The organism is Pedobacter sp. (assembly GCF_040513095.1).
Taxonomy (GTDB): domain Bacteria; phylum Bacteroidota; class Bacteroidia; order Sphingobacteriales; family Sphingobacteriaceae; genus Pedobacter.
In genome coordinates, this window is the sequence record NZ_JBEVDX010000109.1 from 1 (window position 1) to 18,648 (window position 18,648).

Sequence of the window (18,648 nt, forward strand, 5' to 3'; positions counted from 1 at the left end):
ATGTACGCAATAGTAAATATAGCAGGACAGCAATTCAAAGTTGCAAAAGACCAGCACCTTTTTGTACACCGTTTGCAAGGAGATGAAGGCGCTAGTATTGAATTTGACAATGTATTGTTGGTTGAAGACGGAGGTAATATCTCTGTTGGTGCTCCCTCACTTGCAGGCGCAATCGTTTCAGCTAAAATCGTGTCTCATTTAAAAGGCGATAAAGTGATCGTTTTCAAAAAGAAACGTAGAAAAGGTTACAAAAAGAAAAATGGCCACCGCCAGTATTTCACAAAAATCCAGATTTCTGGTATCAGTTTATAATTAGTTGTTAAACATTAGATAAGCAGGTCAAACTGTTTATTCATAAAATATAAAACAAAATGGCACATAAAAAAGGAGCCGGTAGTTCGAGAAACGGACGTGAGTCTCATAGTAAACGCTTAGGTATCAAAATTTTTGGTGGTCAGGAAGCTATTGCAGGAAACATCTTAGTACGTCAGCGCGGAACTAAACACCATCCTGATAAAGGAGTGGGTATTGGTAAAGATCATACTTTATTTGCTCTTGTAGACGGTACTGTAATCTTCAGAAAGAAACAAGATAACAAATCTTATGTTTCAATCTTACCTGTTGCTGTAACAGCACCAGTTGCAGAAACACCTGCTCCGGTTGCGAAAGCTGCTCAGGCTGAAGTTGAAATTGAAGCTCCTGTAGCTGAAGCCGCTGCTAAAAAAGCACCTGCGAAAAAAGCTAAAGTTGATGCTGAAGCTGAAACTGCTACAGAAACTGAAGCTGCTCCGGCAGAATAATTTTCTCAGATATACAAAAGGGCCGCAACGATAATCGTTGCGGCCCTTTTGCTGTTGTCCTTTTTTTAGGATATGATGATCTCATTTTTCAAATTTTCCAGCTCTTCTTTTAATTGTTTGAGGGAAGCTGAGAAGTTTTTAAGATTAGACTCCAGATCATTCGCAAGTGTAACAAAGGACAGGTTCAATTGCCTGATCTCCTTGATTTGCCTTTCTTCCTCTCCATGCAGAAGCCACTCATAACTTCTGTTATAGTGCCTTGATATGGCATTTAATGTACTATATGTTGGGTATTGATTACCCAGTTCAATTTGAGAATAGTTACTTCTGGACAAATTTAAAAGATCGGCTACATAAGCCTGGGCGTAAGCTTTCTCGAGTCTTAAAGACTTAATTCGCTCCCCCAGTATTTTCTTTGACAGAATTTCTTGCATAAATAATATTTTTTTTGTTGGTTTGTCTCTTTATTCTATAGGTGTAAAAAGGCAATTATCGATCCATTACCGTGATCATTGCTTGGTAATTACGTTGATGAGGAGTTTTTGGATTTATAAAATATGATTAAATGTTTAAGAAAAATAAAATGAATGCTTGTATTTGTGTCATACTAATGGAAATCAGCTATGAAGCTTAGTGCTCATTGTGATTGTTATGCTGATAACTCATACTTCCTGTTCAATAAAAAAAATCAGATTACTTTTTTTAAGATCCACTCCACAGAAAAGATAGGGCATTTTTTAGACAGGAATCCTGTTATTGGGGAATCATTTGTGGAATTCATATCTCAAAAATATGTAAAGGTATTTTCTGAACTGGTTGAAGAGTGCTTCGCAGGTAAATCTTTTAACATTGAAAACCGCCTGAAGGTTCAGGATGAGGAAGATGTATTGATGCAGGTTGTTTTATCGCCCGTATTTACCGGTCCGGATCAGGAGTATGTTTCCTGTACAATTATTGACAGCAACAGAAAGACCAACCAGATGAAACTGCTGGATGAATACTCACATCTGGCTTCGCATGACCTGCGGGCTCCTATCACCAATATCCTGAGTTTGTCAAGTCTGCTCAACTATCCTGAAATGGATGCATTTGATACCGCTAAGATCAGGGAACTACTGAAGGATATCAACTTCCAGGCTGAAAAACTTGATGACATCATTAAGATGCTAAACCGTTTAATCAACAAAGGGGAGGCACCTAAAGTATTTGCAGCTGACGCGACCCTGAGTGATTCCAAACACATTATGCTGGTTGATGATGATTCTTTAACCAACAAGCTGCACCACATGATCATCACCAAGCACAATAAAAATAAGCGGGTTGTACAGTTTGACCGTCCGCTTCTGGCGCTTGATTATCTGGAAAAAAATAAGCCGGATCTGATCCTGCTCGACCTGAATATGCCGGAGATGGATGGCTGGGCCTTTTTAAAGGCCCTGGAGGAGCGCAATATTACAATTGATGTAGTGATCATTTCCTCAACTATTGATCCGGCTGAGCGCATCAGGGCCCAATCCTTCAGGTCAGTTAAAGACTTCCTGACGAAGCCCTTAACCTATGATAAAATTAAACACCTTGTAGATAACTGATCGTTTTAATGTTCCCTGTTGATCAGTGATCTGGCAAGCAGGTTCAGCTCAGATTTTCTATCATCGCTGATGCTGACTTTATCCAGTGAGGTGAAAGCTATATCAGCCCTGCGTTCCATTTCTGCTGTAGCCAGTTCCCTGATGTTATAGCGGTTATAAAGTGCGGTTACTGCAGCAACTTTCTTCTGATAATCTGCTGTTGCCGAAAGATTTTCCAGGGTTTGCAGATCTTCAGTATTTACCAGCTCTTTTAGTTTAAGCAGGAGGTAAGTTTGTTTGTTGGAGATAATATCGCCTCCCACCTGTTTGCCAAATTTAAGGGGGTCGCCATATACATCCAGGATATCATCCTGCAGCTGAAATGCGAGGCCAAAGTTTACGCCGAAATCATAAAGCAGATCAGCATCAGCTTTACCGGCACCGCCAATGATGGCACCAATCTTCATACATCCTCCCACCAGGACAGCTGTTTTCAGGCGGATCATGCTGATGTACTCTTCAATACTTACATCTGTGCGCTGTTCAAATTCCATGTCCAGCTGCTGCCCTTCGCAAACACCGCTTGCTGTATCATTAAAGCAGGTGAGCACATCCTTCAATACGGGGGTGTCCAGTCTGGTCAGGTGCCTGTTTGCTTCTACCATCATTGCATCTCCACTAAGGATAGCATTGTTCACGCCCCATTTTACATGTACAGTATCTTTACCCCTGCGTATAGGAGCATTATCCATAATGTCATCATGGATCAGGGTAAAATTGTGAAAGGTCTCAATTGCCAGGGCACCTTCGATCGCTATGGTCACATCATCATTAAATAATTCACTGGAAAGCAATAACAGCACGGGTCTGATTCTTTTGCCGCCCAGGCTCATGATGTAACTGATAGGTTCATATAGCCGGGCAGGATGGCTTGGGTATTGTACTTTTGTAATTGCTTTTTCTATGATGTCTTGTAACTCTAAAATGGAATGCATTATTGTTGTGTAGTGTTTTTCTAAAATTTCAGTTAACCTGATTGTTATGCTGTGTTTAGTCTTGTACCAATGAAAAATCTATCTGTCTTTTGGAGAGATCTACTTTCTTCACTTTCACTTTTACCTCATCACCCAGCTGATATTTCTTTTTCTTACGCTGGCCGACGATACAGTAGTTTTTTTCATCCAGTACGTAGAAATCATCTGCTATATCTTTCAGTCTGATCATTCCTTCGCACTTATTCTCGATGAGTTCCACATACATTCCCCATTCGGTAACGCCGGAAATAATTCCCATAAAGAGTTTACCTACATTTTCTTCCAGGTATTCTACCTGTTTGTATTTGATGGATGCCCGTTCTGCATCGGCAGCGCGTTTTTCCATTGCTGAGGAATGAGAAGATGCAGTTTCATACTCATCTTCGCTGGCAGAACGCTCTCCGTTCAGATAAGCTGCAAGCAGGCGGTGCACCATTACATCAGGGTATCGGCGTATAGGAGAGGTAAAGTGAGTATAATGATCAAATGCCAGTCCGTAATGGCTGGTTTTTTTTGTAGTGTAGACTGCCTTTGCCATAGAGCGGATTGCAAGCTGTGTCAATACATTCTGCTCTTTTTTGCCCTCTACATCTTCCATCAGGAAGTTTAGCGATTTAGCAATGTCCTTATCGGATTTCATATTGATTTTATAACCAAAGCGAGCGGCAAAAAGCGCAAAGTTGCCCAGGTTTTCAAGGTTTGGAGAATCATGTGAGCGGTAAACAAAAGTATATTTCTGTTTGCCCTTACCTTTTTTCGCTACAAATTCGGCCACTTTTTTGTTGGCCAGCAGCATGAAATCCTCGATCAGCTTATGGGCATCTTTTCGTTCTTTTACATAAACACCAACAGGTTTTCCTTTTTCATCCAGCTGGAATTTTACTTCCGTGCTTTCAAAACTGATGGCGCCGTTTTTAAACTTCCTGTCGCGCAGGATATAGGCAAGTTCATTAAGCTTAGTCAGCTCGGTTGCGTAATCACCGGTTTTATTTTCTATAACTTCCTGCGCTTCCTCATAACTGAAACGCCTGTCGGAATGGATAGCTGTTCTTCCAAACCATTCGTTGATGATATTGGCAGCGTCATCAAGTTCAAAAACTGCTGCAAAGCAGAGTTTGTCTTCGTGGGGGCGCAGCGAACATACTCCGTTACTTAATCTTTCCGGAAGCATCGGTATTACCCTGTCTACGAGGTAAACAGAGGTTGCCCGCGAATAAGCTTCTTTATCCAGCCAGCTTTTTGGCTGTACATAGTGTGATACATCGGCAATATGGACACCAATCTCGTAATTTCCATTCTCCAGTTTTTTAAAGGAGATGGCATCATCAAAATCTTTTGCATCAGCGGGATCTATCGTGAAAGTGGTGGTCTGTCTGAAATCCCTGCGGTCCTTCAGATCGGCTTCACTGATTTCTTCAGGGATCTCATTGGCTTCTTTCTCTACTTCAGGAGGGAAGGAGAGCGGGAAACCATACTGCGCAAGGATGGCATTCATTTCCGTATCATTTTCACCCTGTGTACCCAGAATATTGATGATTTTTCCAATAGGGTTTTTAGCACCTTCAGGCCAGTCGGTAATAGCTACCTGTACTTTCTGCCCATTTTTCGCTCCTGCAAGATCACTTAAGGGTACGAAAATGTTGTGCAGCATTTTTTTGTCATCTATTGCTACAAATGCAAAGCGGTCGGATATTTTGATCACGCCAATAAAGTCGGTTTTCAGGCGCTGGATAATTTCTACAACTTCTCCTTCATTCTTCCGTCCGCTTTTTTTGGCGTAGATGTAAACCTTTACCTTATCGCCATGCAGTGCATTGTGCAGCTTGCGTGAAGATACGAACACATCTTTTTCAAATTCGTCGTCGGGGATGATGAAAGCTGCGCCGTCTGCCGTCATATCAACTTTACCCGTGATGAAGGTCTTCAGGTCTTTCAGTTTAAACTTACCTTTTTCAGGCTCAGAAAAAACGCCTTTCTGGGCTTGTTCTTTAAGGATCTCCAGAATGGTTTCCCGGGATTCGTTATCTGTAATGTTCAATTTGGCTGAAACCTGTTTGTAATTCAAGGCCTCATTATTGCTATTCTCTAAAACGTCGCTGATTAACTGCGTTAATACGAGTTTTATTTGAGAAGATTTCTTTTTTGCCATAGTATATTTGTCAATATTCCGAAGGTAACACTTTGAAATGATTTATGGGTTAAAACAAGCTAATCAACTGTTGTTCGTGGCTGTCAACTGCTGAAAAAGATATATTCTGCTAAAAATGATTGAGGAAAAACAAAGAAAAACAAAAAGTGAAATATTTGTGATTTTGGTGAAGACAATAGTTTTTATGCTGTTGATCTATGCGAAAATCAACCAGCCGTCATTCTTTATCAATTACCGTTGGATAGCAAGCGCAAACGGGGCACTGATTGTCTTCCTCGGACCAAGTACTGCTGTTTCATTTCTTCGTCTGATCATCATCTACTGGTATATCCGCAAGCACCGGTTAAAGCCGAATATCAAAGATAACTTTATCCTTGGGATCAACAGGATCGTGTCTATTCTGAACACTGCTTTCGGAATAATTGCTTTTATGATCTTTATGGGGATCGATCCGATGGAGTTTCTGACCAGCATAACCATTGTTGCGGCGGCTATCGCTGTTACGTTTAAAGACTATATTACCAATATGATCAACGGACTGATCATCATGTTTTCAGACAGGCTTTCCCTGGGCGACCATATTAAGGTGCAGGACACTGAAGGCAAGATCCTGGATATTACTTTAATCAACGTGATTCTTCAGAATGAAGATAATGATATGGTGATCGTGCCCAATTCTGTAATCTTTAGCTCCGTAATTATCAACCAGTCGAAACAGAACATCAAGAAACTCAGTATAGAATTTGAGCTGTCGCTTCAATTTGGATATTCGCCCGATTACCTTGAAAAATACCTGAATACATCTGTAGGAAAGTTTACTGACTACATCGTTTCAGGTGGTTTAACCATTAAAACACTTGCTATCAGTAAGGATGTAGCGCGGTTCAAAGTACAGGTGCTGCTGAACAACTATGATAAACTCAAAGAAAGGGAGATTAGGAGAGCGCTGAATACTGCAGTAATCAGGTTGTCTGCCCCTGAAGTTCAGTAGAAGAAGATCCAGCTTAAAGCGTGATCTTCTGCCTACCTGTGCACTAAACCCGGTGCAATTGAGTTGGTCAAACTTTTAAACAGCAGTGGCGAAGATGCTCCTACCTGCAAGGCCAGCAATCTGTTGACGGGTGATATTTCATCAAAATAGGCGTAGCCAGCAATCCCCGAGATAAACGGGAATAGTATAAAAGGTAGATAGTAAGCAAGGTCTTTAAAATCGGGTCTGTGTTCTTCTGTGAGTTTTCCGATTTCAGTTAAACTCAGTAGCTGAACGCACAGGCTTCCTGCTGCAGACATACAGATTGCCTCCGCGTTCATAAAATTCGGTTTTTAAATGCACCTATAAGTTTATTGATAAATGGCTCTTCCTTTCTGAACCTTTCCCGTGTTGTATATACCGGCATATGCATCGTATCTTCAGCACCCACAAACCGGCCCGATTGTTTGATAGTCTTTAAAATTTGAGTAACCTGAAGCCCGGTTGCGACTGCCAGTTCATCCAGATCATACCATCGTTTTTTATTATCTGAGAGTGCAGTATGAATTAAATCCTCAGCATTTAATTGATTGTTAGTTATAGCGTTCATAATCAGTTCATCTTATTTTTATAGAACAAAATTAACCATTATTTTCATAAAAACAATATTTGAGTTAATAATTTAATTAAAAATTATCTTTATGGTTTATATTAGAGAGCAATCTTGCCCGGAATAGCTGCAATCAGCTTTTTTGTGTACTCCGTCTGAGGATCGTTATAGATGATTTCCGGGAAGTTTTCCTCTTCGATTTTACCCTTGTTCATCACGATCATACGGTCTGATAAGTGTTTCACCACAGCAAGATCATGCGAAATAAAAATATACGTGAGACCGAGTTCCTGCTGCAATGCCCGTAACAGATTTAAAACCTGTGCCTGTACAGAAACGTCCAGGGCAGATACGGATTCATCACAGATGATCAGTTTAGGCTGTAAAGCTAAAGCCCGGGCTATTACTATCCGCTGGCGCTGGCCACCTGAAAACTCATGGGGATACCTGTTGAGGTGCTCTGGTTTTAAGCCTACGAGCTCCAGCAGGTGCTGAACATGGTTCAGACGCTGGGTCGCCGAGTTGAATACCTGGTGTACCTGGAGTGGCTCCATCAGGGCATTGCCTACAGTTAACCTGGGGTTCAGGGAAGAATAAGGGTCCTGAAAAATCAACTGGATTTCCCTTCTTAATTTCCTGAGTTCGCTGGTTTTTAAGTGCGTAATGTCCTGTCCTTCAAAGATGATAGATCCGGATGTAGGTTCTGCCAGCCGAAGGATTGTTCTTCCGAGGGTAGTTTTGCCACAACCTGATTCGCCCACCAGCCCGAGCGTTTCACCTGGATGAAGCTTAAAGCTGACGTCATCAACCGCCTTAACTACATCAGTAGCCTGGCCAAACAGTCCGTGTTTAACCGGGAACCAGGTGCAGAGATTCTTTATTTCAAGCAGGGGCGGGGCACTGTATAATTTTTTTCGCCGGTCGTCAATTTCTTCCTGCGTATAACTGTTGGTAACAAGTAAATGTGCAATAGGCTGTGCGGCTGATTCTCCAATAAAATCCGCCACCACCGGTAGTTTTTTTAAACGGTACAGTGGTGATGGCCTGCAGGCCAGTAATCCTTTTGTGTAGGGATGTTTGGGATGATGAAAAAGTTCATCTACAGTTCCCTGTTCCACAATTTCTCCTTTATACATAACGGCAACCTCATCGGCAATTTCACTGATAACACCCAGATCGTGCGATATAAAGATCATCCCCATGTTCCTTTCTTCCTTGATTTTAAGGAGCAGCTGCAGGATGGTCTTCTGAACCGTTACGTCCAGCGCCGTGGTTGGTTCATCGGCAATCAGCAGTTCAGGGTTGCAGCTCAAGGCCATAGCGATCATTACCCTTTGTTTCTGTCCGCCTGAAAGCTGGTGCGGATAGGAGTCGAACATTTGTTCCGGCCGCGGGAGCTGTACTTCTTTAAAAAGGGCGATTGTCCTTTCTCTGGCTTCTTCCTCTGTGAGCGACTGATGCAGGATAATTGCTTCCTGTACCTGATAGCCACAGGTGAAAACCGGATTAAGGGATGTCATCGGTTCCTGGAAAATCATGGCAATCCTGTTGCCGCGATAAGCATTCATCTCCTCTTCAGAAAGTCCCGGCAGGTTCACATCGTTAAAGATGATATCCCCTCCGATCCTTGTGTATTTGGGGTCATGCAGGCGCATTACAGAAAAGGAAGTCACTGACTTTCCTGAGCCGGACTCGCCTACTATTCCCAGCACCTTACCCTTTTCCGCATGAAAACTGATCTTCTTTACTGCGGTGATCCAGGCCCGTTCTTCCTGGTTATAAAACTGAATATTCAGATCGGTTACATTTAACATCACAAGACCAATATAGCTAAAAATATCCCTCAAATCCGGGCTTTTGTGCTATTTTTGCGGAATGGAAAGAGAAATTCTTGATACCAAGCGTAAAGCCCTGAATATTAACCTAAACCCTAATATTTACGGAACTTTTGCTGAGATCGGGGCAGGACAGGAAGTAGCCCGTAATTTTTTTACGGCGGGTGCGGCTTCAGGCACAGTTGCAAAAACCATGTCGGCGTATGACATGACCTTCAGTGACGCCATATATGGTGCAGAAGAAACAGGACGGTATGTAAGCCAGTCCCGCTTAAAAAAAATGCTCAACCATGAGTTCGATCTGCTTACAGAAAGATTATGTGGTGCAAAATATGATGAAAGAACTTTTTTCGCTTTTGCAGATACAGTTACAACCCTGAATTATAACAAATCCAATGATCCTCATGGATGGATAGGAGTAAAGTTTCAGACCGAACCGGGGGGAGAACCGAATGAAATGTTTTTCCATGTACGCTTGCTCGATACCGATGCCGCATTACAGCAGAATGTTTTGGGGATTATAGGTGTAAACCTGGTTTATGCCGCATTCTATTACCATGATGATCCTAAGAGAATGATTGAATCCCTGGTAGAAAACCTTACAGTTGGTTCTGTAGAGATTGACCTGATTTCTGTGAATGGACCGGCGTTTAAAGGTATCAATAACGTTCTGCTCAACTTATACCTGGTTGTAAAGGATTTCTCTGATGCTGCAATATTTGACTCTCTGGGTAATCCCTGTCTGGCTAAAGATCTGTTGTACAAGAAAGATATAATGATCCTGAGAACAAAATATGCACAGAAATCACTGCCCAATTTCAGTATGTTCAATAATGCTGTGGATCAGTTCAAAAGGACAGAAAACGTGAACAAGGAAAATCTCAGCGTACTGATTGAAGTATTAATGTCAAACGTGCTTACAGCAGATGACGAAGTGCCGGAAGATATTGATTTGAATGCTGTGGCCATACGTGCTGAAGAGATGTTCAAGACAGGAAATCTTGTGATAGTTTCAAACTTTGCAAGACACAATAAACTTGCGAAGTATCTGGACAGGTGCAAACCCAAAAGCGTTGGCATATCTACAAACATCAATAACCTGAAATTTGTATTTAACTCCAGTAACTTCGGGGGAAACTATACCAGTCAGCTGCTGACATACGTTAGTGACATGTTCACGAAAAATGTAAAGCTTTTTGCCTATCCTTTCCTGGATAAAAAAACGAACGAAGTGATCACCACGGCAAATATGCCTGTTACACCTGATGCAAAGCCCCTGTTTGATTTTTTAATTTTGAATGGATATATTACCGACATTAAAGACTACGTTGACACTGATGTGAAAACAGTCTGATTCTGTTTAAAAACTTATATAACCGGGCAATATGAAATTTCTGAGAACACTTCTTTTTTTTGCACTAAGCTCTGCTTCAGCTGCGATTGCGCAGCAAAAAATCAATTCCGGCAACCCGATCTTCAAGGGTTGGTATGCTGATCCTGAAGCTGTCATATTCAATAAACAATACTGGGTTTATCCGACCTATTCAGCGCCCTACAAAGAACAGGTCTTTCTTGATGCCTTCAGCTCAAATGACCTGCTGAACTGGAAAAAACATCCGCATGTGCTGGATACTGCAGGCGTAAAATGGGCTAACAAGGCCATGTGGGCACCTGCGATCGTTGAAAAAGACAGGAAATACTATCTTTTTTTTGGCGCAAATGATATCCAGAGCGACAAAGAGAGCGGTGGGATAGGTGTAGCTGTGGCTGATCGTCCCGAGGGGCCTTACAAAGATCATATAGGCAAGCCGCTGATTGATAGCTTTCATAACGGTGCACAACCCATCGATCAGTTCGTATTTAAAGATAAAGACGGGCAGTATTATATCATTTACGGAGGATGGCAGCATTGTAATATTGCAAGGCTGAGTACAGATTTTAAAACGCTTATTCCTTTTAAAGACGGGATTACCTACAAAGAAATCACTCCTGAAGGATATGTGGAAGGTCCATATATGTTTGTCAGAAACGGAAAGTATTATTTCATGTGGTCAGAAGGTGGCTGGACAGGCCCTGATTATTCCGTTGCCTATGCGATAGCAGATTCTCCGATGGGACCATTCAAAAGGATCGGGAAAATCCTGAAGCAGGATCCCGGGATCGCAAGGGGCGCCGGGCATCATTCTGTGATTTATAACAGGAAAAAGGATCTCTGGTACATTGTATACCACCGCAGGCCATTAACAGAAACAGATGGTAACCACAGGGAAACCTGTATTGATGTGATGTCATTTGATGAAAAGGGGCTGATCAAACCAGTAGTGATCACCAAGGAAGGGGTGAAAGCACAAAGATTAGATTAATCTTCGTGCTTCGTGTATGCGTTTTTGATGATAATTGCCATCATGCTTTCAGGATTTTCGAGCGGCTCGAAGCCAAACTGACTGTACAGGCCATGCGCATCCTGCGTGGCCAGCATATATCTCCTTAGCCCCTGCAGGTCTTCATGGAAGAGCATAATGGTCATTAACTTTTTTGATAAGCCCAGTCCACGGAACTCTTCTTCCACGTAAACGTCCGCCAGGTAACCGAAGGTTGCAGCATCAGTAATCCATCTGGCAAAACCTATCTGACGGCCGTCCCTGTAGATGCCAAAACATATTGAGTTGGCAATTGACCTCAGTACCGTTTCCATAGGAATTTCAAGGGCCCAGTAAGACTGAGTACTCAGGTAGTGATGTACAGCAGCAGCATCTATCAGGTTTTTGTCGTCTGAAAAGATAAATCCGCTCTCCCTGATTTCCATTAGTTACGCATGTTGATAAACTGGAGAGGCTGACCGAAATCTTCGCTTTTACACAGTGCAATCACTTTCTGAAGGTCATCAATGTTTTTGCTTTGCACCCTTACCTGATCATCCATCATGGAAGGCTGAACCTTCAATCCGCTGGCTTTGATCTTGGCAACGATTTTCTTGGCCACTTCTTTATCAATTCCTTCTTTGATCGAAATTTCTTTCCTGATCATATTGCCGGAAGCATATTGTTCCTTTCCAAAATCCAGACTTTTGGGATCCAGATTTTGCTTTACCATTCTTGAAATGATAGCATCCTCAATCGCTTTTAAACGCATATCATCTTCAGTAACAACTGTGATCACGTTGGTTTTTTTATCGTGGTCAATGGTGCTGTTAGAGGTGGAAAAGTCATAACGGTTGAGAATTTCCTTTTTTGCGTTGTTCATTGCGTTGTCCAATGTTTGCGCATCTACTTTACTTACGATATCGAAAGTGGGCATGATTATAGCTTTAGAATAAAAAAAATATTAGATTTAAATATTCATCTTTTAACGTTCAGGCTAAAAAATATATTATGAAAACCAGAAAACCAAAAGTGCAAAAAAAACTTGCTAAAAAAGCAGTTAAAAAAGAATTAGAAGTAAGTCTTGCACAAAAATTCCATGAGGTGATAACCAACCTTGGACACGATGCAGAGAAAATTGGTGGTGATGTGGCAAAGGCGGCTAAAACGGTTGCAGCTAAACTGGCGAAGAAATTTCAGACTACCAAAAAGGAAGCTGCTGTAAAAGCAGAAAAGATAAAAAAATCCGCAGTTAAAGGAACTAAAAAGGCTGGTAAAGAAGTAGAAAAGGCTGTCTCGAAACCAAATCCGGTAGTGAGCAGTATCAAGGTGCCTGCAATTGAAACAGCGGAAGATGCTATCTCCAGATCTGCTAAAAAAGTTCCTGCTGAAGCGAAAGCTGCTGCCGCTGTTCCTGTCCAAAGAGCTAAACGGACAGTAAAGACTACTGCTAATACATCAGTTACTCCTGCCGTCAAGTCTGTTGCTCCCGCAGCAAAAGTTGCTAAAACTACTGAGGTCAAAGTAGTTAAGTCTGCCGATGCTGCTGAACCAGCACCTGAGACTGCTGCGGCACCTGTGAAATCAACAACCGCGAAAACCAGCGCAGTGAAAAAAACTCCGGCGGTGAGAAAAACCAGGACCGCTGCTGTTAAAAAAGCACCCACTGCAAAAATAACTGTTCCGGAACAGGCACCGGAGGAAGCTCCTGCGGCAGAACAAACAAACGACGATCGTAAATAAAAGACGTTTCATCTGTTGTTAACATCCTAATAATTAACATGGAATTAACAATAGAATATGCAGTTTTGACCATCCGCTCCACCCAGGGAATTTTTTGATTCTGATCCATGACTAAGAAGAAGGTACCATTTTTAAATAGAGAAATCAGCTGGTTATATTTTAATGAACGTGTTTTACAGGAAGCGGCTGATGAAACTGTACCTCTGATTGAAAGAATTAAATTTCTCTCTATATTTTCCTCCAATCTGGAAGAGTTTTACCGGGTGCGGGTAGCCACGATGATGCGGCTGTCTAATTTAAACGACAAGACAAAAGAACTGTTGGGCTTCAATCCCAAAAAGATCCTCAATGAAATAAAAAATATCGTAGTCAGGCAGGAACGTAAATTTGAGCAGCTTTTCCAGGCTACCCTCATTAACGAGCTTGCCCAGAACCGTATTTTTATACTCAATGACACACAGCTCAACGTATCCAGGGGAGAGTTTGTAAGGGAGCATTTCCGGAATAAGATTCTTTCCAATCTTGTGCCGGTGATGGTAGATCCTGATAAGCCCTTTCCGGAACTGAAAGACCGTTACCTTTACTTCTTTGTGCGGTTAAAAAAGAAAACCGGCAAGAAGGATGAGAAGTATGCATTGATTGAATTGCCTCCCAATCTTCCCAGATTTCTGGTACTGCCTGAAACCAATGGACTCAAGTTTATTATCCTGGCAGAGGATATTATCAAATATTGCCTTGATGATATCTTTTATATATTCAAATATGATGAGATGGATGCTTATTCCATTCAGCTGACAAGAGATGCAGAACTGGATATTGATAAGAACGTAAGTGAGAAGTTTATTGACGAACTCAAAGCCAGCCTGGATAAACGGAAAAAAGGCAAGCCCATGCGTTTGCTGTACGATACAGCAATGCCTTTTGATATGCTGGGCGTGCTCGTTGCTAAACTGAAGATCGAGGCAGAAAGCCTGATTCCGGGAAACAGGTATCACCGCTTTGGTGATTTCATCCGTTTTCCCAATGTCGGAGATAAAAGCCTGGAATATGCAGCAACGGTCCCCCTGAAAGTACATGGTTTGCACCGTACCCAGAGTATTTTTGATAAGCTGGCAGAAAGGGATTACCTGATCAACCTGCCTTATCAGTCTTATGATTACATTATATTATTTCTTCGTGAGGCCGCGATTGATCCGAAGGTGACAGCTATCAATATTACTTTATACAGGCTTGCAGAAGATTCAAGGGTGATCAATGCACTGATCAATGCGGCCAAAAATGGTAAAAAGGTAAACTGCCTTGTGGAACTGAAGGCACGTTTTGACGAGCAGGCGAATATTTTCTGGACAAACAAACTGGAAGAAGAAGGGGTTCAGGTAAATTACGGGCTAACTGATTACAAGGTACACTCTAAAATCTGCCTCGTTACCCGCATGGAAAAAGGCAGGCCGGTATATTATGCCACTCTTGCCACTGGTAATTTTAATGAGAAGACTGCCCGTCTCTACTGTGATCACAGTATTTTTACGGCTAAAAAAGAGATCACACATGACCTGATTAAACTTTTTGCTGCCCTGAATAAGAAGACCGTAGCTACAGGGTTTAAATACCTGATCGTATCACCAATGGATACGAGAAAGAGATTTTACCAGCTGATAGACCGCGAAATAAAGATTGCCAAATCCGGCAAACCGGCATATCTCATTTTCAAGGTAAACAGCCTTGCCGACGAGGGTATCGTAGATAAATTGTACGATGCCAGCAACGCAGGTGTCAGGGTAAAACTTATTGTACGTGGAATATGCTGTTTAATCCCTGGTGTTAAAGGATTTAGTGAAAATATTACTGTCATCAGTATAATCGATAAATTCCTGGAGCATGCCCGTGTTTTTATTTTTGGAAACAGCGGTAAGGAAGAGATTTTTCTGTCCTCGGCCGACCTTATGAGCAGGAACTTTGAACACCGGGTTGAGGTGGGCTTTCCTGTGCTTGACGCGGAAGTGAAACAGGAAATCCGGGACATTATTGACTTCCAGTTGCAGGACAATGTGAAAGCGAGGGATATCACCCGGATGAACAACAATAAATACCACAAAAACCGTATCAGCACTAAGGTGAGGGCACAGGTTCAGACCTATAACTACTTAAAAAATAAACATCATTAAATTATGCTCAGATACGCTGCAATTGACGTAGGCTCCAATGCTGTTAGACTGCTTATTGCAGATATAACCCAAAGTGACAATGGTATAAGCTTTAAAAAAAATACCCTTGTGAGGGTTCCCCTGCGTTTAGGGGACGACGCTTTTTTAGATCACAAAATTTCTGAGCGTAAGATTGAAGACCTGCTGAAAACTATGTCGGCCTTCAAAAATCTGATGGATGTTTATCAGGTCACTAAATACCTGGCCTGCGCTACCTCCTCAATGAGAGAGGCTGGTAATGGTAAAGATATTATCAAGCTGATCAAAGAGCGGTCGGGTGTTGACCTGGAGATTATTGAAGGTCAGAGAGAAGCAAATATTATATATGCCAATCATATCGAAGATAACCTGGATAGCAATAAGAATTACCTTTATATTGATGTAGGCGGCGGAAGCACCGAGCTTTCAGTCTTTGTAAATAAGGCACCGGTAGCTTCCAAGTCCTTTGATATAGGCACAATCCGCATTCTGGATAACCAGGATAAAGAAGAAACCTGGGAAGAAATGAAGCTCTGGGTAAAAGAACAGACAAAATATCACAAAAACCTTGCTGGTATAGGTACAGGTGGTAATATCAACAAACTTTACAGAATGGCAAATGAAAAAGAGGGGATGCCACTGACCTTTCTCAAGCTGAAGTCATTGTTCAATCAGCTTAACAGTCATTCCCTGAAGGAGAGAATCCAGGTTTTTGGTTTAAACCCGGACCGTGCGGATGTGATCATTCCTGCTGCAGAGATATTTATTACGCTGATGAAATGGACTGGTATAAAACAGGTTTACGTACCCAGGGTAGGTATGGCTGACGGAATTATCAATCTCCTTATCGAGGAAAATCTGAATAAACAATAGCTGCATATCTGCCATGATGGCTTACTGATGCTTCGGATGTGCGGGATGCAGGGAGATAAGTAATCTGTGGCAGACCGGCCGGGGTTTTGGAAAGCAGATACTCCGGGCAAGCCTGATTGAAATCATCCATGTATCCGGCAGAATTGCTGAGAGGATAGGTTTTTACATATTGCTGCTCTTCTTTTTTCAGCACTGCAACTGAATGGATCATTTCCTCACGCAGTTCAGCTGTATTAAACATTGTGCAGTGCCCGAAAGTAATTGATGCAGAGGCCTGCGATCCATTCAGTCTCAGGTTACTGCATACGTATGAACGTGGCGAATAGCTGCGGATTCCAGTTAGCCTGTTGATCACCTTATAACTTGCTTCCTTCATCGACCAGATTAACCAAAGCATTGCTGAAGGATTGTCTGCTGTAAGGATCAGGTGCTGTTCGGGGGCTGTACAGATCTTATTCAGGTATCCTTTTCTCCGCCAGTTGCTGTCTTCTGCAGCCTTTTTAAGGTCTACAATATCATTTCCCAGCACCGGCAGCCAGTTTATCCTCGATGATCTCAATTGCAGCCTTAACAGTAAGCATTCTGGACATGGAGTCGTTGTCAATCTCAATATTATACTTTTCCTCTACATCAAGTACAACATCCACAAGGTTTGCAGAATTGATTTTAAGGTCTTTAATAAAATCAGTGTCTTCAGTGATGTTATTCAGTGCTTCAGGATCCTGAGCATAAGGCGTAACAATAGCTTTCAGTTCTGTGATGAATTCGTTTTTATTCATTTGAATATCTTTTAAAAATTATACAGGCATTGATATCTCCAAAGCCAAAGCTGGCTTTGGCGAGAATGTTAAAGTTTTGTTCCAGGCAAACTGTGGGAATACGTTTTGGATCAACTAGTTTTTCAATATCAGGATGCAGGTCTTCACAATTGATATTCGGGAAGATAAAGCCTTCTGAAAGCTGTAAGACCGAGGCCACGCTTTCGATGCTTCCAGCAGCGCTGATGCAATGCCCGATCATTCCCTTAATTGAATTGATATAGGGAAATGCCTGTCCGGAACGTCCGAGTGCGGCAACCCAGTTTTCTATTTCTGTAACGTCTTTTGAGGTGGCAGTAAGATGTGCATTGATGACATCCACGTCCTCAGGTTTTACTCCTGATTCCTTCAGAGCCATCGTAATACAGCGCTGTACACCATCACTGTTAGGGGCGGTCATGGTACCTGATCCCCTTTGTCCGCCAGAGTTGACGTGGCCGCCCAGTAATTCTGCGTAAATATGTGCGCCCCTGTTTAGGGCGCTTTCCATTGTTTCCAGCACCATTGCACCGGCTCCACTGCCTGGTACAAAACCGCGGGCTGTTGCACTCATGGGTCTGCAGCCTTTTTCGGGACTTTCATTGTACTGGTAAGGACAGATTTTCATAGCGTCGAAACCGCCCCAGATATAGGCTCCGCTGTCACTTGTACTGCCGGCAAGCATTCTTGTAGCACGACCCGTCCTGATGCGTTCATAAGCCATCAGAATGCTTTCTACTCCAGTTGCACAGGCAGATGAATTGGTACATATCTGGTTTCCCAGTCCCAGTTTACCGGACAGGTAAGCGCTTACACCACTATTCATGGTTTGGGCAACCACGGTACTTCCTAGTTTACGGATTTGCAGGTCATCAACTTTATAAATGGCTTCCCGGAACTTATCTATTCCGGAGGTTCCTGTACCAAAGACAGAACCGCTGTCCCAGTCTGGCGTACCATTCGCATCCACAGGTTTGAGGCCGGCGTCCTTCCAGGCATCCATTCCGGCAATTACGCCATATACGATACCAGTGCTTTCCAGTCCCCGGAGTTCCAGTGGCTTGAAATATTGTTTCAAACGCTCGTCGTCAATCACAGGTTTTCCTGCAATCTGGCAGGAAAAGAGCAGTTTCTCCAGTTGCAGGTCATGCTTAATTCCGGAAATGCCTTTTCTGATTGCGTTCCTGAATTGTGCCAGATCCGTTCCATTGGGGGCAACTACGCCTAATCCCGTGATGACAACCCGGTTATTCATGCAGTTTTGCGGTCACCATACCCGAGATGTTGCCTTTGCAAACAGTTTCTCCGGCTTCATTTTTCATCACTACATTACAGTTTAGCTTTTTAAAGCGGAAATATACTTTTTCTGCCGTTACCGTAACTTTCTCTCCGGGGAATACCGGTTTCATAAAATCCACTGCTACGGAAGTCAGCATTACATGTGCTTTCATATCAGCATTGCTGTTGCCGTAAAGATAAATGCCCAGACATACCAAACCGATCTGTGCCATGGTTTCCGTCATGATTACACCGGGTGTAACAGGCGAATCTTTAAAATGACCTTTGTAAAAATCAAGGTCTTTATCATAGGTGAATGTTCCAACGGATCCGTTTTCATCGATTTGTAAAAGCTCATCTACAAAAAGAAAAGGTTTGGTATAGGGTAATTTTGCTACTATTTCCTGTGCTGTCATTTGTATTGTTATCTTAAAATTTTATTTTTTGT

General features: G+C 42.3%; 21 protein-coding genes. 9 read left to right on the forward strand and 12 right to left on the reverse strand.

Translation table 11 applies throughout. The features are described 5' to 3' along the window. Both rplU and rpmA read left to right on the forward strand, forming a co-directional pair. Nucleotides 1-312: 50S ribosomal protein L21 (rplU, locus tag ABWY16_RS13015; protein ID WP_265792608.1), on the forward strand; the 312-nt coding region annotated here is incomplete at its 5' end. Between the two features lie 59 nt (nucleotides 313-371). After that, nucleotides 372-800, forward strand: a complete 429-nt coding sequence (gene rpmA / locus ABWY16_RS13020; RefSeq protein ID WP_353905079.1) for a 50S ribosomal protein L27 — start codon at nucleotides 372-374, stop codon at nucleotides 798-800. Nucleotides 801-865: 65 nt separating this feature from the next. Here rpmA and ABWY16_RS13025 read toward each other — a convergent pair whose 3' ends face one another. Next, the gene (locus ABWY16_RS13025) at nucleotides 866-1,234 is read right to left on the reverse strand and encodes a helix-turn-helix domain-containing protein (protein WP_353905080.1); all 369 of its coding nucleotides are present in this window, start codon (nucleotides 1,232-1,234) and stop codon (nucleotides 866-868) included. 189 nt (nucleotides 1,235-1,423) lie between these two features. Between ABWY16_RS13025 and ABWY16_RS13030 the strand changes: the two genes are divergently transcribed. After that, entirely contained in the window at nucleotides 1,424-2,389 is a 966-nt protein-coding gene (locus ABWY16_RS13030; RefSeq protein WP_353905081.1) for an ATP-binding response regulator, read from the forward strand. Nucleotides 2,390-2,394: 5 nt separating this feature from the next. Here the strand turns inward: ABWY16_RS13030 and ABWY16_RS13035 are convergent, their stop codons facing one another. Next, nucleotides 2,395-3,363: a polyprenyl synthetase family protein gene (locus ABWY16_RS13035; protein WP_353905082.1), complete on the reverse strand. Its 969-nt coding sequence runs from the start codon at nucleotides 3,361-3,363 to the stop codon at nucleotides 2,395-2,397. 55 nt (nucleotides 3,364-3,418) lie between these two features. Next, nucleotides 3,419-5,551, reverse strand: a complete 2,133-nt coding sequence (gene rnr / locus ABWY16_RS13040) for a ribonuclease R (protein WP_353905083.1) — start codon at nucleotides 5,549-5,551, stop codon at nucleotides 3,419-3,421. 166 nt (nucleotides 5,552-5,717) lie between these two features. Between rnr and ABWY16_RS13045 the strand changes: the two genes are divergently transcribed. Next, the gene (locus tag ABWY16_RS13045) at nucleotides 5,718-6,542 is read left to right on the forward strand and encodes a mechanosensitive ion channel family protein (protein ID WP_353905084.1); all 825 of its coding nucleotides are present in this window, start codon (nucleotides 5,718-5,720) and stop codon (nucleotides 6,540-6,542) included. A 32-nt stretch (nucleotides 6,543-6,574) separates the two neighbouring features. Here ABWY16_RS13045 and ABWY16_RS13050 read toward each other — a convergent pair whose 3' ends face one another. The 3 genes from ABWY16_RS13050 to ABWY16_RS13060 form a co-directional block, all read right to left on the reverse strand. Continuing rightward, nucleotides 6,575-6,862 carry a hypothetical protein gene (locus ABWY16_RS13050; protein ID WP_353905085.1) on the reverse strand — a complete coding sequence of 96 codons (288 nt, stop codon included), beginning with the start codon at nucleotides 6,860-6,862 and terminating at the stop codon, nucleotides 6,575-6,577. Then, the gene (locus ABWY16_RS13055; protein WP_353905086.1) at nucleotides 6,859-7,131 is read right to left on the reverse strand and encodes a hypothetical protein; all 273 of its coding nucleotides are present in this window, start codon (nucleotides 7,129-7,131) and stop codon (nucleotides 6,859-6,861) included. Before ABWY16_RS13055 ends, ABWY16_RS13050 begins: the two co-directional genes overlap by 4 nt. A gap of 101 nt (nucleotides 7,132-7,232) precedes the next feature. After that, on the reverse strand, nucleotides 7,233-8,945 hold the full coding sequence (locus ABWY16_RS13060) for an ABC transporter ATP-binding protein (RefSeq protein WP_353905087.1): 1,713 nt from the start codon (nucleotides 8,943-8,945) through the stop codon (nucleotides 7,233-7,235). 61 nt (nucleotides 8,946-9,006) lie between these two features. Between ABWY16_RS13060 and ABWY16_RS13065 the strand changes: the two genes are divergently transcribed. Next, nucleotides 9,007-10,320: a nicotinamide mononucleotide adenylyltransferase gene (locus tag ABWY16_RS13065; RefSeq protein WP_353905088.1), complete on the forward strand. Its 1,314-nt coding sequence runs from the start codon at nucleotides 9,007-9,009 to the stop codon at nucleotides 10,318-10,320. 31 nt (nucleotides 10,321-10,351) lie between these two features. After that, entirely contained in the window at nucleotides 10,352-11,329 is a 978-nt protein-coding gene (locus ABWY16_RS13070; protein WP_353905089.1) for a glycoside hydrolase family 43 protein, read from the forward strand. On the opposite strand, the gene ABWY16_RS13075 is transcribed toward ABWY16_RS13070, so the two are convergent. Together ABWY16_RS13075 and ABWY16_RS13080 are read right to left on the reverse strand one after the other, a co-directional pair. After that, nucleotides 11,326-11,772, reverse strand: a complete 447-nt coding sequence (locus ABWY16_RS13075; protein WP_353905090.1) for a GNAT family N-acetyltransferase — start codon at nucleotides 11,770-11,772, stop codon at nucleotides 11,326-11,328. The two genes, ABWY16_RS13070 and ABWY16_RS13075, sit on opposite strands and share 4 nt — an antisense overlap. Next, complete coding sequence (locus ABWY16_RS13080) at nucleotides 11,772-12,263, reverse strand: YajQ family cyclic di-GMP-binding protein (RefSeq protein ID WP_353905091.1); 492 nt, start codon at nucleotides 12,261-12,263, stop codon at nucleotides 11,772-11,774. The genes ABWY16_RS13075 and ABWY16_RS13080 overlap by 1 nt, the downstream gene beginning before the upstream one ends. A 74-nt stretch (nucleotides 12,264-12,337) precedes the next feature. On the opposite strand from ABWY16_RS13080, the gene ABWY16_RS13085 reads away from it, so the two are divergent. The 3 genes from ABWY16_RS13085 to ABWY16_RS13095 all read left to right on the forward strand — a co-directional run bounded on the left by ABWY16_RS13085 (nucleotide 12,338) and on the right by ABWY16_RS13095 (nucleotide 16,125). Continuing rightward, nucleotides 12,338-13,069 carry a hypothetical protein gene (locus ABWY16_RS13085; RefSeq protein ID WP_353905092.1) on the forward strand — a complete coding sequence of 244 codons (732 nt, stop codon included), beginning with the start codon at nucleotides 12,338-12,340 and terminating at the stop codon, nucleotides 13,067-13,069. A 107-nt stretch (nucleotides 13,070-13,176) separates the two neighbouring features. Continuing rightward, entirely contained in the window at nucleotides 13,177-15,234 is a 2,058-nt protein-coding gene (gene ppk1, locus ABWY16_RS13090; protein ID WP_353905093.1) for a polyphosphate kinase 1, read from the forward strand. Nucleotides 15,235-15,237: 3 nt separating this feature from the next. Further along, on the forward strand, nucleotides 15,238-16,125 hold the full coding sequence (locus ABWY16_RS13095; protein WP_353905094.1) for a Ppx/GppA phosphatase family protein: 888 nt from the start codon (nucleotides 15,238-15,240) through the stop codon (nucleotides 16,123-16,125). On the opposite strand, the gene ABWY16_RS13100 is transcribed toward ABWY16_RS13095, so the two are convergent. From ABWY16_RS13100 to ABWY16_RS13115, 4 genes are read right to left on the reverse strand one after another with little or no spacing between them, the layout of a single operon-like run. Continuing rightward, entirely contained in the window at nucleotides 16,097-16,654 is a 558-nt protein-coding gene (locus tag ABWY16_RS13100) for a 4'-phosphopantetheinyl transferase family protein (RefSeq protein WP_353905095.1), read from the reverse strand. The genes ABWY16_RS13095 and ABWY16_RS13100 overlap by 29 nt on opposite strands. After that, a complete protein-coding gene (locus ABWY16_RS13105; RefSeq protein ID WP_353905096.1) occupies nucleotides 16,641-16,904 on the reverse strand; it encodes an acyl carrier protein in 264 nt (87 codons plus the stop codon). The genes ABWY16_RS13100 and ABWY16_RS13105 overlap by 14 nt, the downstream gene beginning before the upstream one ends. Continuing rightward, the gene (locus ABWY16_RS13110) at nucleotides 16,897-18,177 is read right to left on the reverse strand and encodes a beta-ketoacyl-[acyl-carrier-protein] synthase family protein (RefSeq protein ID WP_353905097.1); all 1,281 of its coding nucleotides are present in this window, start codon (nucleotides 18,175-18,177) and stop codon (nucleotides 16,897-16,899) included. Before ABWY16_RS13110 ends, ABWY16_RS13105 begins: the two co-directional genes overlap by 8 nt. Further along, nucleotides 18,170-18,616 carry a 3-hydroxyacyl-ACP dehydratase FabZ family protein gene (locus ABWY16_RS13115; RefSeq protein ID WP_353905098.1) on the reverse strand — a complete coding sequence of 149 codons (447 nt, stop codon included), beginning with the start codon at nucleotides 18,614-18,616 and terminating at the stop codon, nucleotides 18,170-18,172. The genes ABWY16_RS13110 and ABWY16_RS13115 overlap by 8 nt, the downstream gene beginning before the upstream one ends. Between the last annotated feature and the right edge of the window lie 32 nt (nucleotides 18,617-18,648).

Excerpts from the sequence above, each read along its gene's own strand:
- ABWY16_RS13080 (WP_353905091.1), bottom strand. The coding sequence starts at position 12,263 with ATGCCCACTTTCGATATCGTAAGTAAAGTAGATGCGCAAACATTGGAC.
- ABWY16_RS13035 (WP_353905082.1), bottom strand. The coding sequence starts at position 3,363 with ATGCATTCCATTTTAGAGTTACAAGACATCATAGAAAAAGCAATTACA.
- ABWY16_RS13075 (WP_353905090.1), bottom strand. The coding sequence starts at position 11,772 with ATGGAAATCAGGGAGAGCGGATTTATCTTTTCAGACGACAAAAACCTG.
- ABWY16_RS13085 (WP_353905092.1), top strand. The coding sequence starts at position 12,338 with ATGAAAACCAGAAAACCAAAAGTGCAAAAAAAACTTGCTAAAAAAGCA.
- ABWY16_RS13050 (WP_353905085.1), bottom strand. The coding sequence starts at position 6,862 with ATGAACGCGGAGGCAATCTGTATGTCTGCAGCAGGAAGCCTGTGCGTT.
- ABWY16_RS13115 (WP_353905098.1), bottom strand. The coding sequence starts at position 18,616 with ATGACAGCACAGGAAATAGTAGCAAAATTACCCTATACCAAACCTTTT.
- ABWY16_RS13060 (WP_353905087.1), bottom strand. The coding sequence starts at position 8,945 with ATGTTAAATGTAACCGATCTGAATATTCAGTTTTATAACCAGGAAGAA.
- ppk1 (WP_353905093.1), top strand. The coding sequence starts at position 13,177 with ATGACTAAGAAGAAGGTACCATTTTTAAATAGAGAAATCAGCTGGTTA.
- ABWY16_RS13065 (WP_353905088.1), top strand. The coding sequence starts at position 9,007 with ATGGAAAGAGAAATTCTTGATACCAAGCGTAAAGCCCTGAATATTAAC.
- ABWY16_RS13025 (WP_353905080.1), bottom strand. The coding sequence starts at position 1,234 with ATGCAAGAAATTCTGTCAAAGAAAATACTGGGGGAGCGAATTAAGTCT.
- ABWY16_RS13030 (WP_353905081.1), top strand. The coding sequence starts at position 1,424 with ATGAAGCTTAGTGCTCATTGTGATTGTTATGCTGATAACTCATACTTC.
- rpmA (WP_353905079.1), top strand. The coding sequence starts at position 372 with ATGGCACATAAAAAAGGAGCCGGTAGTTCGAGAAACGGACGTGAGTCT.
- rnr (WP_353905083.1), bottom strand. The coding sequence starts at position 5,551 with ATGGCAAAAAAGAAATCTTCTCAAATAAAACTCGTATTAACGCAGTTA.
- ABWY16_RS13055 (WP_353905086.1), bottom strand. The coding sequence starts at position 7,131 with ATGAACGCTATAACTAACAATCAATTAAATGCTGAGGATTTAATTCAT.
- ABWY16_RS13105 (WP_353905096.1), bottom strand. The coding sequence starts at position 16,904 with ATGAATAAAAACGAATTCATCACAGAACTGAAAGCTATTGTTACGCCT.
- ABWY16_RS13095 (WP_353905094.1), top strand. The coding sequence starts at position 15,238 with ATGCTCAGATACGCTGCAATTGACGTAGGCTCCAATGCTGTTAGACTG.
- ABWY16_RS13110 (WP_353905097.1), bottom strand. The coding sequence starts at position 18,177 with ATGAATAACCGGGTTGTCATCACGGGATTAGGCGTAGTTGCCCCCAAT.
- ABWY16_RS13070 (WP_353905089.1), top strand. The coding sequence starts at position 10,352 with ATGAAATTTCTGAGAACACTTCTTTTTTTTGCACTAAGCTCTGCTTCA.